Here is a 14,663-nt window from a genome sequence, read left to right as displayed (position 1 = left end):
CCCCCCCGGGGGGTGCGCGCCCGCGCGCGTTCGCGGCCCTCGGCGCCCCGGGGCGGCTGCCCTCCCCGCCCGGTGCGCGCCCCCGCGCGTTCGCGCGTCCCCGTTCCACGACCGCCTCCGCGATCCCTCCCACCGCGGGATATCCATTTCGGCATTCCCCCCGCGCCCGCCGCCCGGGTGCTGTAGCGTCCTGAGTCTGCGGGCACCATGCGTGGTCCCCCCTGCGCGCACCGTGACCGACCCCCGGATGACGCGGCCCTGGGCACGCCTCGGGGGACGCGGCGCAGCCACACCCGACCGGTGCCCGCGACCAGTCCGTGGGAGGAACGCAATGGGGCAGTCGGGAGGCGCCGGCCGCGGTATCAGGGCGCAGATCAACAAGATCGTGCTGATCCCCAGCATCACCTTCCTGGTGCTGTTCGTGGTGCTCAGCACTGCCACACTCGCCCAGGCCGTCTCCCTGAGAGCCGCCGTCGGCGAGGGACGCGCCGGGATCCAGCTGGCCGCGGCCCTGGGCCTCCTCCAGGAGGAGCGCCGCCTGACCGCGGAGTACATCGCGGCGCCCGGGGCCGACACGCGGGCGGCCCTCGTCGAGGAGGCCGAGCTGACCGACGAGGCCCTCGAAGGGGTCCGGGACCTGCGCGACACCCTCGGCGACCTGGACGACCCGGCGACCGAGTCGCTCACCGCGGACTTCTTCGACTCGCTGACGCGCGTCCAGGAACTGCGCGCCGACACCCTCGCCGCCCCGGGGCGGGCCGACAGCACCGTCGGCGCCTACACCGGGGCGATCGAGCAGGGCATCCGCCTCTACGCCGGGACGGCGCGCGCCCTCGACAACGGACCGGCCTCCTCGGAGGCCTCGGCCGCCACCGACCTGATGTGGGCCCAGGAGAGCTTCAGCCACGCCGACGCCCTCGTCAGCGCCGTCATCGCCCGCGGGGACCTCGACCGCGACCAGCAGACCCGGGTCGCCGAGCTCACCGCCGACGCCCGCCACCGCGTCGAGACCGTCCACCCGGGCGCCGCGCCCGACGACCGCGAACCGCCGGCCCTGGCGGCCCTGGCCGGGAGCGGCGCGTGGCAGGACGCCCTCGGCATCGCCGACACCCTCGCCCTCCACGAGGCGCCCGTCAGCGTCGACCCCCTCACCGCGGAGGTGGTCCGCGATCCCGATCCCCCCGCGGGGCTCGAGGACTGGCGCCAGGTCGCGGACCAGGTCAACGCGGACCTGGCCGGCATCACCGCCGCCCGGACGGCCTCCGTCGTCACGGCCACCGAGGACGCCAGCACCTGGATGCTCACGCTCGCCCTCGGCGGAGGCATCACCTCCCTGTTCGCGGGCACCGTCGCCTACGGGGTCGCCGCCCGCTCGGCGGGCCGCCTCACCCACCGGCTCGCCAAGCTGCGGGCCGACACCCTCGGATCCGCCCGCAGCGACCTGCCCCGCATCGTGCGCCGCCTGGAGGCGGGCGACCAGGTCGACATCGACACCGAGTTGAAGCAGCTGGACCACGGCGAAGACGAGGTCGGCCAGGTCGCCGACGCCTTCAACATCGCCCAACGCACCGCCGTCGGCGCGGCCGTCAAACAGGCCGACATCCGCGCGGGGGTCAACCGGGTCTTCCTCGGCATCGCCCACCGCCACCAGTCCCTGCTCCAACGCCAGATCCAGCTGCTGGACCGGGTCGAACGCGAGGAGGAGGACCCCGACCTGCTGGAGAGCCTCTTCCAGCTCGACCACCTGGCGACCCGGGGCCGCCGCCACGCCGAGAACCTCATCATCCTGGGCGGGGCCCAGCCCGGACGGCGCTGGCGCCACCCCGTCCCGCTCATCGACATCCTGCGGGGCGCCATATCCGAGACCGACGAGTACGCCAGGGTCAGGCTGACGTCCGTGCCGGACCTGGCGCTCGCCGGCGCGGCCGTCGCCGACGTCATCCACATGCTCGCCGAGCTCGTGGAGAACGCCACCGCCTACTCGCCGCCGCACACCGAGGTCACCATCGCCACCGAGTCGGTGCCCAAGGGCGTGGCCATCGAGATCGAGGACCGGGGACTCGGCATGCCCGAGGACGTCCTGAACACGTCCAACAGGACACTCAGCGAAGCACCCGAGTTCGACGTGATGGCCCCGGGCGCGGACTCGCGCCTGGGCCTGTTCGTCGTCGCGCGCCTCGCCGTCAAGCACGACATCAAGGCCCAGCTGCGCCCCTCGCCCTACGGGGGGACCAGGGCCGTGGTGCTCATCCCGGGGACGCTGGTCGCCGCCTCCTCCGCCGCTCCGGAGCGGCCCCCGGTCGCCGCGCGCCAGGCGGCCCGGGAGCGCCGCCGGCAGGAGGAGTCGGAGACGGACTCCGACCTGCTCGACACCGGCTACGCGCCCCGCCGGGCCAGGCCCGTCCTGCGGCCGGTCCCCCCGCACCGGGACGGGGCCGGCGACACCGACGAGCAGGGGACGCGGAACCCGCCGCCCCTGCGCCGGGTCCCGGAGCCCGTGGCCGACCCGGACCCGTCCGGCCCCGTGGCGGTGCGGCCCGCGACCGCCGCCGATCCGGCCCCGGGAGCGGCGCACGGCGGCCTCGTGGGCGCCGGGCCCGAGCGGGAGGGGCTTCCCAGACGCAGGCGCCAGGCCAGTCTCGCGCCCCAGCTCAGACAGGAGATCGAACCGGAGCGGGAGACCCCGGAAGCCCCAGGCCCCACACAGAGGAGCCCCGAACAGGCGCGCCGGATGATGGACGCCTTCAGCGCCGGGACCCGGCGAGGACGGGAGGCGGACGTCGATGCCGACGGCCGCGAACACGACAGTGACGGTCAGGTCGGCGGCAGAGCCGACGATCACACGGGAGAGAGCGACTGAGATGGTGGGCAAGAGCAACGCCGCGGACAACCTGGACTGGCTCCTCGACGACCTGGTCGACCGCGTCGTCGGCGCCGAGCACGCGATCGTGCTGTCCGCCGACGGGCTGCTGCTCGGACGCTCGCGGGGGTTGGCCTCTGACGACGCCGAGCACCTGTCGGCGCTGGCATCGGCCTTCCAGAGCCTGGCACGGGGCACGGGACGGCACTTCGGCGGCGGCGACGTCCGTCAGACCGTGGTCGAGATGGAGCACTCCTACCTCTTCGTCACCGCAGCGGGGGCGGGCGCGTGCCTGGCCGTACTGGCCAGGGAGGACGCCGATGTGGGCCTGGTGGCCTACGAGATGAACCTGCGGATCAAGAGGGTGGGCCAGTTCCTCACCGCCGCGCCGCGCAGGCCGGGGCGGCTCAGCTTCATGGGAGGTACCGGTTCGTGAACACCTCCGAGGAACAGCGCGGGACGGGGTGGACCGGTCCCGCCCCCGGCAGGCCGACGACCGGTCCGTTCCCCCGGCGACCCGCGCCGTCGTGGAACCGGGGGAGGGGGCACCCGACATCGGAGGGGCCCTCGGCGGGCGTCGGAGACGCCCCCGCCGGGTCCCTGGTGCGCCCCTACACCATGACCAGGGGCCGCACCCGGCCGCCCACGGGGCCGCGACTGGACATGATCACCATCGTGGTGGCCGCCCGGGACCGGGAGGAGCGGGCCCTGGAACCCGAGTACCAGGCGATCATGCGTCTGTGCCGCAGACCCATATCGCTGGCGGAGATCTCCGCCAGGCTCGACATTCCCCTGACGGTGGTGAGGGTGCTCCTGGGGGACCTCGTCGCCGCCGGCGACGTGCGCACCCGCGCGTCCGCGCCGGTCACACGGCTTCCCGAGAAGAAAGTACTTCAGGCGGTACTCGATGGCATCCGCAGACTCTGAGAACCGGCCGCCGGAGGCGATCCCGCAGGCCGTCAAGATCATCGTCGCCGGGGGTTTCGGCGCGGGGAAGACCACCCTGGTCTCCTCCGTCAGCGAGATCACCCCGCTCAGTACCGAGGAGGTGATGACCGAGGCCAGCTACGGGGTGGACGACCTCGGCGGGGTGGAGGAGAAGACCACCACCACGGTCGCGCTGGACTTCGGCCGGATCACGATCAACCCCGACATCGTCCTGTACCTGTTCGGCGCCCCCGGCCAGGACCGGTTCTGGTTCATGTGGGACGAACTGGCGGAGGGGGCCCTGGGGGCGATCGTCCTGGCCGACACCCGCCGCCTGCACACCTGCTTCCACGCGGTGGACTTCTTCGAGCGCAGGGGCGTGCCCTTCGTGGTGGCGGTGAACCGCTTCGACGCGTCCGCCGACTACTGCCGGGAAGAGGTCCGCGAGGCGCTGGACATCTCCGGGGAGGTGCCGATCGTCATGGCCGACGCGCGTGACCGGGAATCCTGCAAGGAGGTGCTGGTGGAGCTGGTCACCCACGTGATCCAGGGCCGAAGCCCCGCCATGAGCGGCTGATCCGGGCGAGGCGTCCCCCCGGCCCCCCACCTGGGGGACGCCTCGGTATACGTTCAGGAGACACGCCCGTGAATATGGTGTTGAACGCTACAATGTCGCGTCCGACGACCACTCTTCCGACTGGGCACCCCAATCCGCCTCTCATCTGAATCCTGGTATGCGAAACTCTGACCGACTTCCCCCACGCGAACTGCCCAAGCGGCGTTCCGGCCGCCACCGCAACCCGCTGTCCTTCGACAACTGGTTCGGCACTCCCGCGCTGATCATGGCGGTCCCGGGCACGGCCGAACAGGCCAGGGGCGCCGACGGCGAGTCGATCGGTGCCCGGATGGCAGACCTCGTGCGCGCCTACCGCCCCGAGGTGACCATCCGCTACGGGCACGTCGAGGGCGACGAACAGACCCTGGCCGAGGCGCTCGCCGACCTCGGCCCCTCGGACGAAAGGCCCCTGGGCGGCGTCGTCGTCCCCCTGGTGACCGCTCCGCACCGGAGGGTCTCGGCCGCGATCGAGGACGCGGCCGTCCGGACCGGCGCCGACGTGCGCGTCACCGAGGGGCTCGGGCCGCACCCGATGCTCGCCGAGGTCCTGCACCTGCGCCTGGCCGAGGCCGGATACGTCCGGGCCGACCGCATGAGGCTGATCAGCGTGGTCGCCCGCAACACCACCATGGCGGACGGCGTCGTGGTGGGAGCCGTCGGAGGCGAGGGCGCCGTCGGGGCCGCGGGGGTGACCGCGGTCCTGCTCGCCGCCCGGCTGGGCCTGACCGTGCTGCCCGCGGACCTGGAGAACGAGGCCTCGGTGGAGCAGATCGTCGGCCAGCTGCGCCAGGGGGGCTGCCGCCGCCCGGTGATCGCCCCCAGCGCGCTCGGCCCCGAGCTGTCCGTCGAGAGGATGGAGGCGATCGCGGCGCGCTTCGGTGCCCGACTCGGCGCGTCTCTCGGCGCGGACAGCCTCCTCGGCAAGATCGCGGCCCTGCGCTACGCCGAGGTCCTCAACTCGCTGGGCGTGGAGCAGCCGCCGACGGCCGAGGAGCTGCCCGCCCCCGTGGGCTCCCGGCACCGCCCGGAGTCCTGAGGGGCGCGACACGCCGTGCCCCTGCGGGCACCGGAGAGGGTCGCGAAGGGGTCGCCCGTTGCCACGGGCGGCCCCTTCGCCGTTCCCACCTGCGGGTTCGCCGAGCCCGGGCGGCTGTGCTAGCACAGCTGACGGGATGTCGCGCGAGAGAAAAGGCAACTGCTAGTGATCATTTGACAGCATACGGCAACGATTTTTCGATAGCCTCGGCAGGGCCGAAAGCCGCCGAGGCGCCCTCCCGGGCCCCGGCATCCGCACAGGCCGGAGGGGGCCATGCGCAGAAACCGCGACAACGCTTCCACGATCCGAGGACAGCTCACCCGCATCGTGCTCATCCCGAGCCTGTGCTTCCTGGCGCTCTGGCTCGTCGTGGCCGCAGTGGGCACGGTCCAGGCGGTCCAGCTGATGGGGGCGGTCCACCAGGCCCGCGAGGGGACCGAGGTCTTCTCGCGCGCGGCCGAGGAGCTGCGCCTCGAACGCAGGCTCTCCCTCGTCTACCAGGGGCGCTTCGAGAACAGCGGGCCCGACGAGGAGGCCTCCGCCGCGCTCGACGAGCAGAGGGCGGCCACCGACGCCGCACTGTCCTCCGCCGTCGAACTGGCCGAGCGCCTGCGCGGCACCCGCGACGACGAGGTCCGGCGCAGCGCGTCCGCGGTCACGGAGAGCCCCGAGTCCCTCGCCGGGATCCGCACGCGCATCGACGAGCACGCCGCCGTGCGGGAGGAGACCCTCCTCCGCTTCGGCGAGATCCTCGACGTCACCACCGACGCGACCACCGCCCTGGTGCACACCACCGACGGCGGTGCGAACCTCACCGACGCGGTCCTGACCAGCGAGCTCCTCGGCGCGAGGGCCGAGAGCGCCACCGCCGACGCCCTGCTCGCCGGGAGCATCGCCCGGGGGGAGATGGGCTACGAGGAGACGGCGCACTTCACCTACCTGACCGCCTCCTACCGGGACACCCTGGAGTCGGCCGCGCCCGTCATGCACCCGAGCGTGCGGGAGCACTACGAGGACATGACCGCCTCGGAGGCCTGGACCCGCACAGAGGACCTCAGCCGCCAGGTGGTCACACGGTCCCCGCTCAGGGAGACCGTGTCGGACCCCGACGTGCCGGAGGCGGGGTCCGCGTCCTCCGAACTGAACACCTCCGTCGACGTCGGCGCGGAGGAGTGGGACGAGGCGTCCCCCCGGACCGTGGCCGCCCTGGACGGACTGGCCCTCGCCCAGGCGGAGCGCACCGTCGACATGGCGTGGAGCGCGGCCCTGTTCCGCGTGTCGCTGGGCATCGCGGCGGCCGGGACGGTCCTCGCCGGCGGGGTGGTGGCCATCGCCGTGGTGAGCAGGTCCTCGCGGCGCCTGACCGTGCGCCTGCTCCGCCTGCGCGGACAGATCCTGGAGCGGGACGAGGACCTGCCCGACATCGTCGACAGGGCCCAGCGCGGCCAGAAGGTCGACGTCCACGAGGAGCTGCCGCCGCTCGACGAGTGCGGCGACGACGAGATCGGACAGGTCGCGGAGGCCTTCGACAGCGCCCAGCTCACGGCGGTGGAGGCCGCGGTGCGCCAGGCGGAGATCAGGCGGGGCGCCAACCGGGCCTTCCTCGGCATCGCCTTCCGCAACCAGAACCTGGTCCAGCGGCAGCTGCGCCTCCTCGACGAGATCGAGTACCACGAGCAGGACCCCGAGGCGCTGCGCCGCCTGTTCCGCCTGGACCACATGGCCACCCGGGCCCGGCGCTACGCCGACAACCTCATCATCCTCGGCGGAGGGCAGTCGGCTCGGCGCTGGCGGCAGCCGCACCCGCTCGTCGACGTGCTGCGCGCCGCCATCGCCGAGACCGAGGACTTCGAGCGCGTCCGCCTGACGTCCGCCCCCCGTGCGCTCATGCACGGCCAGGTGGTCGCCGACGTGGTCCACCTGCTCGCCGAGCTGGTGGAGAACGCCACCCAGTTCTCCCCGGCGGGCACCCCCGTGGACGTCAGCTGCACCCCGACCGCCGAGGGGCTGGTGGTCGAGGTCGAGGACCGCGGCCTGGGCATGTCCGACCACGGCTACGCCGCGGCCGAGCGGACGCTCCGCCGTCCTCCCGAGTTCGACGTGATGGCGCTTCCGGACGACCCCCGCCTGGGACTCTTCGTCGTCGCCCGCCTCGCCGAGCGGCACGGCGTGCGGGTGTGGCTCAGGCCGTCCCCCTACGGGGGCACCCGGGCCACGGCGCTCCTCCCCGAGTCGCTGCTGGAGCCGGTCGAGAACCCGGTGACGGTCACGGGCTCGCAGCAGGCGGTCCGTGACACCGGCGCACACCCCTCGGCCGGCTTCGGGCCGCCAGGGCCGAGCGGCCCGCAGAGCCCCGTGCCCGCACCCTGGCAGACCGGCGCCCAGAGTGTCGTCCCCGACCCCGGCCGGAGCGGTCCGCAGAGCGTCGTCCCCTCGCCCCCGGACGGCATGAGGGACGCCGACCCCGCCTACGGGTACCGCGGACCGAGGGGGGCGCCGAGCGCCCACCGCGCCGACGGGCCGTGGGACCCGGTCGACCCCGGCGGAAGGCGGATCCCCCGGACGGCCCTGCCGGTGTCCGCGCCGGGAGGCCCCGACCGCGCCCCCGGGTACGCCGCGCCCGGCGTCCGGACGGGGCCGCAGGGCCCCCTCCCGCAGAGGCGCCCCGAACCGGCGCAGACGGGCGGCCCCCGGCAGCCCGCGCTGCCCAAGCGGTCGGCCCCGCGCCGGGAGGAAGGCCCCCACGGCGCCGGCGACCCCCGCATGTCCGTGCCGACACCGCCGGGGGGACACGGTGAGCACTGAAGGAACCCGCGCCCGCCGTCCCGCCGAACGGACCCCCGGGCCGGGGCCGGTCCCGGAGCGGTCGCCGGGGTGCGCCGACCGCGTGACCGAACCCGGAGGGGAGCGCTTCCTGCGCCCGTTCGCGGTGGCGGCGGGGGACCCCGGGGGCGGGGACCTCGAGGACCCGGGCGCGCACGGGATCGACCTGCTCACACTGGTCATGGCGGCCCGCACCCCCGGTCGGCGCGAGTGGCTGCGGCCCGAGCGCGAGGCCGTTCTCGAACACGCCCTGCGCGCCCGCACCGTGGTCGAGCTCGCCGCCGAGGTGGGACTGCCGGTCGGCCAGGTGAGGTGCATGGTCTCCGCCCTGGTCGCCGAGGGGGCGCTCCAGCGGTGCGGTCCCTCCCGGCCGCTCGGCAGCGGGGAGATCCTGCACGCCGTCCTCGTCGGCCTGCGCTCGCTCTGACCACGGGCCCTCGGAGGGGTCTCCGCCGGCGAGGCCTCCGGGAGGCCCCGCGGTCCCCGGCGGGGACGCGTCCACCGGCCGTCCCCGCCCGCGCGGGCCCCGGCCGGGGTTGCTAGCGTGCCGCCATGCGCAGCACCGAACACATCGGCATCATCGGAGCGGGGATCGTCGGACTCGCCCTGGCACGACGACTCGTCCTCCACCGCCCCGGCACCCGGGTCACCGTCCTGGAGAAGGAGGACCGGGTGGCCGCGCACCAGACCGGACACAACAGCGGGGTGGTCCACGCCGGGCTCTACTACCGCCCCGGCTCCCTCAAGGCCACACTCTGCCGCCGCGGGGTCGGGCTGCTCAAGGACTACTGCGCCGAGCACGGCCTGCCCTACGAGGAGGTCGGCAAGGTCCTCGTCGCCGTGGACGCCGAGGACGAGGCCCGCCTGGACGACATCGGGCGCCGGGCCCGGGAGAACGGGGTCCCGGGCGTCACGCGGCTCGGCCCCGGGGGCCTGCGCGAGATCGAGCCCCACGCGGCGGGGACCGGTGCGCTGCACTCACCGCACACGGCCGTCACCGACTTCGTGGCCGTCGCCGAACAGCTCGCCGACGACGTCCGCCGCTCCGGCGGCAGGGTCCTGCTGAACACCCCCGTCATCGACCTGCGGCAGGACCACGACGGGGTCCGCGCCCTCACGGGAGACCCCCGCGGGGAGCGGTCCGTCCACCGGTTCGACCGGCTCGTGGCCTGCGGCGGACTGCACAGCGCCCGTCTCGCACGCATGGCCGGCGCGGCGGACGACCCGCGGGTCGTGCCCTTCCGCGGCCAGTACCACGAACTCGTCCCCGAACGCCGCCACCTGGTCAACGGGCTGCTCTACCCGGTCCCCGACCCGCGGTACCCCTTCCTCGGCGTGCACCTCACCCGCCACGTCCACGGCGAGGTCATGGCGGGCCCCAACGCCATCCTCGCCACCGCACTGGAGGGCTACAGCGCCCGCGACCTGAGCACCGGCGACCTCGCGAGCACCCTGTCGTGGCCGGGGTTCTGGCGGCTGGCGCGCCGCCACTGGGCGGTCGGGGCCAGGGAGACCCTCGTGTCGGCCTCGCGCGCCGCCTTCGCCTCCCAGGCCAGGAAGCTCCTCCCCGAGCTGGTGGCGGCCGACCTGCGCCCGGCGCCGGCGGGGGTGCGCGCCCAGGCGCTGGGCCGGGACGGCGCCCTGCTCGACGACTTCCGGGTGGACACGCACGGCCGGGTCGTGTGCGTGCGCAACGCCCCCTCGCCCGCGGCGACCTCCTCACTGGCGATCGCCGAGTTCCTCACGGACACGTTCGTGCACCCGCCCCGCGGGTAGGACACGACCCGGTCCGGCGCCGCTCCCGCGAGCGCCGGGCCCGGGTTGTCCACAGGCCGGAGAACGCTCTGGCAGCGGCTTCCGCAGCGCCCCACCATGAGAGACAGCGGTGGTCCGGGACGGTCCCACGACCGTCGCCGGAGGTGAACATGTCCGTTGCCAGGTGGATCGCGGTGGCACTCGCCACCTCGCTCGCGCTCGCACTCACGGCGGCCCCGGCCGCCACCAGCCCACGAGGGGGAGAGTTGGACGGTTTCAGCATCGGGCACCTGCCCGCACAGATCGACGACCGGACCTCGGTCTCGGACTTCGACTACGAGTGGGGCGACGTGTCCTTCTCCACCCGGGTCTGGGAGAGGACGATGGAGGGGGGAGGGGTCAGGGTCCTCCTCCAGGTCCTGGTCATGCGCGGCTCCGCGCTCTCCGACCTGTCCGCCGTCCGCGACTTCCTCACCGAGTACCACGAGCGCTCGCCCGACTGGGCGCTCGAGGAGTTCGACAACAACGGCCACACCGCCCTGCGCGGCGAGACCGAGGTGTTCTGGGCGCCCGCGAAGGGCGTGGCGGTGGAGGTCCGCGACTCCTCCGGCCTCGTCGGCCAGGAGGAGCTCCTCGCCACGGCCGGGGGCATCGCGCCGAGCACGGACTCCGGCTGACCGGGCGGGGCCCCGGTCGACCGGGGCCCCGCGCCCTCGTCCGGGCGGATCAGCAACCGGAGAGGATGTCGCGCAGAGCGGACTCCTCGTCCGGGTCCACAGTCAGGTCCCACACGTGCTTGACCTCGATCCAGGACACCGCGTAGTCGCAGTGCGAGGACTCCAGCGGGGGCATCCACTCGGCGGGGTCGGCGTCCCCCTTGGACCGGTTGGTCGAGGCGCTCACCGCCCACAGCTGGGTGGAGTCCATGTCGTTGGCGAACCGGCCGCGCTCCTCGGTCGTCCACGCGTGGGCGCCGGAGCGCCAGCCCTCCTTCAGGGCGACCATGTGGTCGATGTCGATGTCCTGCGGGTCGGTGAAGGTCTCACCGTCGTAGGCGCTGTACCAGGACCCGGACACCGGCCTGCAGTCCTCGTCGGTCTCCACGGCGTCGCCGTCGCGGATCAGGACCGCCTGGCGGGTCGTGCAGTTCTCCTGGACGCCGGTGTCCCAGTGGGGGAACAGCGCGCGGTCGTACCCGGGCGGGTCGTTCTCCTCCTCGATCCGCAGTTCCTCCAGCTGGGAGCGGGCCTGCTCCACGGACGGCTCCGAGGCCGTGGCGTCGCCGCCCTGCGGCTCGGCGGCGCCCTCGGGCGCCAGGTCGATCACGCCCAGCTGGTACAGGACGAACGCGGCGACGGCGAGCACGCCGACCACGGCGGACAGTGCGCCGCCGATCTTCGACGACTTCTTGGGCATCAGGGGACTCCACAACGGGTCGGGCGCCACACGGGGGCGAAACGGTCGTGTCCACCAGCTTGGCCCATGCCCCCACCCTGCGGGAACTCCGTCCGGGGTCAGGAATCCCTCACCCGGGACGGTCCCGGGGCCCAGAACTCAGGAGGCGGTGAGGTCGTACACGAACGAGCCCACCAGGAGGAGACCGGTGCCGATGCTGTGGAGCAGGGCCCGCGTGCGGTCCGGACGGTCCCGGAGCGTGCGCCACGCGTACAGGACGGTCCCGGCCGGGACCGGCGCTCACTCCACCCCCCAGCACCGCCAGCGGAAGGAAGACCAGGTCAGGCGGCTGCGTCGCGACCAGGAGCGCCCCCCATGGACAGCTCCGGGCGCGACGCCCTGACGATGCCCGCGACTCCGAAGGGTCCGGACGGCATCGCCTACCCCCGCCTCGTGTCCCCGGGTGCCGCACCCGTGCCGGGCGAGGTGGCCGGCCACTCCTGGAAGGCGCGCACGAACCCCTCCACCAGCAGCGCGTAGGACTGGTCCACGTCCTCGGGCAGACCGAAACCGCCGCGCGTCTCCAGGTCCACGAACCCGTGCAGCGCACTGCGCAGCGCCCGGATCGCGTGCACGGCCTGGTTCTCGGCGATACCGAACCCGCTCAGGACCGCTGCCAGGACCCGTACGGGGTCGGTGGCAGGCTCGGCCCCGGCCCCGGCCAGCACCGGCAGCTGCTGGAGGGCGACGTAGCGCCCGGGGTGGGCGTGCGCGTAGCGGCGGTAGGCGTCGGCCGTCGCCCGAAGGGCCTCCGGACCGGCCCGGCCCACGGTGGCGCGCTGCACCTCCTCGCCGATGCCGTTCGCGCCCAGCAGCGCCACTTCCCGCCTCAGTCCCCGCAGCCCGTCGACGTGCTTGTACAGGCTGGGCGTGGCCACCCCGAGCCGTTTGGCCACCGCGGCCAGTGACAGGGAGTCGAAACCCTCCTCGTCGCTGAGCCGCGCCGCCTCCTCGGCCACCACCGCCGGGGTCAGCCCAGCCCTAGGCACCGGCGACGCCCCCCTCGGCCAGCGCCTCCACGGCGGGCACGACCGGGCCGGGCCGTTCCCAGGCCGCGACGGCGGCGCCCGCACCGACGAGGCGGACGGAGGGGCGGTGGTCGAACACGCCGGGCACGAGGACCACGGGGGAACTGAGGCTCCCGGCTCCGCGGATGCCGCAGGCGGTCCCGCCGAGGGGGCGCTGAAGGCCGCGCACGGTCCTCCCAATATGGCTTATCTTCATAGCCAGAACGCTAATGGCATTAGCCAAAGGTGTCAACGGGGAGCGCGGGCCCACCGGGAGGCCCGCTCCGGGTCGGCCGGACCGCGCGACCAGGGGCGCCGGCGCAGCCGATAGCGTGGGGGAGGGGGAAATCCACGTGATGCCCAGCGGCATTCCGTCTAGACTCCGAGGCAGATCGGGCCCCGGGGCCCGCCTACACAACAGAGAGCAACACAGTGACCGACATCATCGACGAACTCCAGTGGCGCGGCCTGCTCGCGCAGACGACCGACCTTGACGCACTCCGCAAGGCCCTCGCCGATGGTCCGATCACCCTGTATTGCGGCTTCGACCCGACGGCGGGCAGCCTGCACGTGGGCCACCTCACCCAGGTCCTCACCCTCGCGCGCTTCCAGCAGGCCGGGCACCGTCCGATCGCGCTCGTCGGCGGGGGCACAGGGCTCATCGGCGACCCGAAGCCCAGTGCGGAGCGTCGGCTCAACTCGGTGGACACCGTCCGGGGCTGGGTGGACAACCTCGCCGGGCAGCTTTCCGCGTTCCTGCGCTTCACCCCCGAGGGCGAGCAGACGGGGCCCACCGACGCGGTGCTCGCCAACAACGGGGACTGGCTCCGCGAGATCAACGCCATCGAGCTGCTGCGCGACGTGGGCAAGCACTTCAGCGTCAACCAGATGCTGGCCCGGGAGACGGTCAAGAGCCGCCTCGACGGGGAGGGCATGAGCTACACCGAGTTCAGCTACGTGCTGCTCCAGTCCTACGACTACGTCCAGCTCTACCGGCGCTACGGCTGCACTCTCCAGACCGGCGGCTCCGACCAGTGGGGCAACATCACCGCGGGCCTGGACCTGGTCCGCCGGATGGACGGCAACGAGCCGCACGGCCAGGCGCACGGGATGACCACGAACCTGCTCACCAAGGCCGACGGCTCCAAGTTCGGCAAGACCGAGTCCGGCACCATCTGGCTCGATCCCGAACTGACCTCGCCGTACGCCTTCTACCAGTTCTGGTTCAACGCGGACGACCGGGACGTGGTCCGTTACCTGAAGACCTTCAGCTTCCTCTCGGAGGACGAGATCGCCGAGCTGGAGCGCCAGACGGAGGAGCGGCCCCAGGCCCGCGCCGCCCAGCGCACCCTGGCCGAGGGCCTCACCGCGCTGGTCCACGGCGAGGAGGAGTGCCGCAAGGTCCGGGAGGCGAGCCTGGCGCTGTTCGGCCGGGCGGACCTGTCCGAGCTGGACGGCCGGACGCTCGAAGCGGCGCTGGCCGAGGTGCCCAGGGCCGAGGTCGCGGGACCGGTCGACGGCCTGCTCGTCGCGGACCTGTTCGCGCAGAGCGGTCTGACGCCGAGCAAGTCCGCCGCCCGCCGCGCCATCCAGGAGGGCGGCGCCTACGTGAACAACGTGAAGGTCACCGACGTCGAGGCCAGGCTCGGGACCGCCGACGTCCTCCAGGGGCGCTACGTGGTGCTGCGCAAGGGCAAGCGCAACATCGGCGGTGTCGTCCTCGACGGCTGACGACGTGCTGTGGCCGTGGGCCGGCGCCCCCAGGGGCGCTGGCCCACGGCTGTGTCCGGGGCGGGTCGTCCACGAAACTTTGCGGCCGCATGGGGGTTTCGGCCGGGAATCTCCCGGGCACGATCGTCGTTGTCTGGCACAACAGGCGACGTGACACGCGGTTCCGGAACAGGAACCGGGCACGTCAGGGGCCTTCAGAAGCCGCCCGGGACGGGGCGACAGGGTCCCGGAGCGCCGGTTCCACATCGGCTCCGGGCTCTGACTTGACGTCCACCCGCACCCTCCCTATACTCGAAAAAGTCGCTGCGGCACGGCGAGCTTCCACTGGGAAGACTCGGCGCCGGTCCGCGACGGGCGACACAATCTCTTCTCTGGATCACGCGGTTCGAGCACTGTTCGGGCCATGTAAACTCAGGGAGTCGCTTCAAAAGCCCAGTCCATTCGGACAAAAGC

General features: G+C 73.6%; 13 protein-coding genes. 10 read left to right on the top strand and 3 right to left on the bottom strand.

What is annotated here, in order from left to right:
* Nucleotides 1–331 precede the first annotated feature (331 nt).
* The 9 genes from ACWGL3_RS25005 (at nt 332) to ACWGL3_RS24965 (ending at nt 10,694) form a co-directional block, all read left to right on the top strand.
* Nucleotides 332–2,860: a nitrate- and nitrite sensing domain-containing protein gene (locus tag ACWGL3_RS25005; RefSeq protein ID WP_452461850.1), complete on the top strand. Its 2,529-nt coding sequence runs from the start codon at nt 332–334 to the stop codon at nt 2,858–2,860.
* Between the two features lies 1 nt (nt 2,861).
* The gene (locus ACWGL3_RS25000; protein ID WP_267948948.1) at nt 2,862–3,296 is read left to right on the top strand and encodes a roadblock/LC7 domain-containing protein; all 435 of its coding nucleotides are present in this window, start codon (nt 2,862–2,864) and stop codon (nt 3,294–3,296) included.
* Nucleotides 3,293–3,787: a DUF742 domain-containing protein gene (locus ACWGL3_RS24995; RefSeq protein WP_267948949.1), complete on the top strand. Its 495-nt coding sequence runs from the start codon at nt 3,293–3,295 to the stop codon at nt 3,785–3,787. The genes ACWGL3_RS25000 and ACWGL3_RS24995 overlap by 4 nt, the downstream gene beginning before the upstream one ends.
* Entirely contained in the window at nt 3,768–4,364 is a 597-nt protein-coding gene (locus ACWGL3_RS24990; RefSeq protein WP_267948950.1) for a GTP-binding protein, read from the top strand. The genes ACWGL3_RS24995 and ACWGL3_RS24990 overlap by 20 nt, the downstream gene beginning before the upstream one ends.
* A gap of 157 nt (nt 4,365–4,521) precedes the next feature.
* The gene (locus ACWGL3_RS24985) at nt 4,522–5,439 is read left to right on the top strand and encodes a sirohydrochlorin chelatase (RefSeq protein WP_330157765.1); all 918 of its coding nucleotides are present in this window, start codon (nt 4,522–4,524) and stop codon (nt 5,437–5,439) included.
* Nucleotides 5,440–5,712: 273 nt separating this feature from the next.
* Entirely contained in the window at nt 5,713–8,244 is a 2,532-nt protein-coding gene (locus ACWGL3_RS24980; protein ID WP_452461849.1) for a nitrate- and nitrite sensing domain-containing protein, read from the top strand.
* Nucleotides 8,234–8,689 carry a DUF742 domain-containing protein gene (locus tag ACWGL3_RS24975; protein ID WP_267948953.1) on the top strand — a complete coding sequence of 152 codons (456 nt, stop codon included), beginning with the start codon at nt 8,234–8,236 and terminating at the stop codon, nt 8,687–8,689. Before ACWGL3_RS24980 ends, ACWGL3_RS24975 begins: the two co-directional genes overlap by 11 nt.
* Nucleotides 8,690–8,814: 125 nt before the next feature.
* Nucleotides 8,815–10,038, top strand: coding sequence for an L-2-hydroxyglutarate oxidase (lhgO, locus tag ACWGL3_RS24970; RefSeq protein ID WP_267948954.1), 1,224 nt, complete (start codon nt 8,815–8,817; stop codon nt 10,036–10,038).
* 245 nt (nt 10,039–10,283) lie between these two features.
* Nucleotides 10,284–10,694, top strand: coding sequence for a hypothetical protein (locus ACWGL3_RS24965; protein ID WP_344186025.1), 411 nt, complete (start codon nt 10,284–10,286; stop codon nt 10,692–10,694).
* Nucleotides 10,695–10,743: 49 nt separating this feature from the next.
* Here the strand turns inward: ACWGL3_RS24965 and ACWGL3_RS24960 are convergent, their stop codons facing one another.
* The 3 genes from ACWGL3_RS24960 to ACWGL3_RS24950 all read right to left on the bottom strand — a co-directional run bounded on the left by ACWGL3_RS24960 (nt 10,744) and on the right by ACWGL3_RS24950 (nt 12,669).
* Nucleotides 10,744–11,433: an HNH endonuclease family protein gene (locus ACWGL3_RS24960; RefSeq protein WP_267948956.1), complete on the bottom strand. Its 690-nt coding sequence runs from the start codon at nt 11,431–11,433 to the stop codon at nt 10,744–10,746.
* 419 nt (nt 11,434–11,852) lie between these two features.
* Nucleotides 11,853–12,461, bottom strand: coding sequence for a TetR/AcrR family transcriptional regulator (locus tag ACWGL3_RS24955; RefSeq protein ID WP_267948957.1), 609 nt, complete (start codon nt 12,459–12,461; stop codon nt 11,853–11,855).
* Nucleotides 12,454–12,669 (bottom strand): hypothetical protein, encoded by a 216-nt coding sequence (locus ACWGL3_RS24950; RefSeq protein WP_452461848.1) that lies wholly within the window; start codon nt 12,667–12,669, stop codon nt 12,454–12,456. Before ACWGL3_RS24950 ends, ACWGL3_RS24955 begins: the two co-directional genes overlap by 8 nt.
* 242 nt (nt 12,670–12,911) lie before the next feature.
* Here ACWGL3_RS24950 and tyrS point away from each other — a divergent pair, with 242 nt between their 5' ends.
* Entirely contained in the window at nt 12,912–14,210 is a 1,299-nt protein-coding gene (gene tyrS, locus ACWGL3_RS24945) for a tyrosine--tRNA ligase (protein WP_452461847.1), read from the top strand.
* The last annotated feature ends 453 nt before the right edge of the window (nt 14,211–14,663 follow it).

The sequence above is a fragment of the Nocardiopsis sp. NPDC055824 genome, assembly GCF_053616335.1.
The sequence above is the reverse complement of the archived record's forward strand: the minus strand, read 5'-3'. Positions and strand labels throughout refer to the sequence as shown.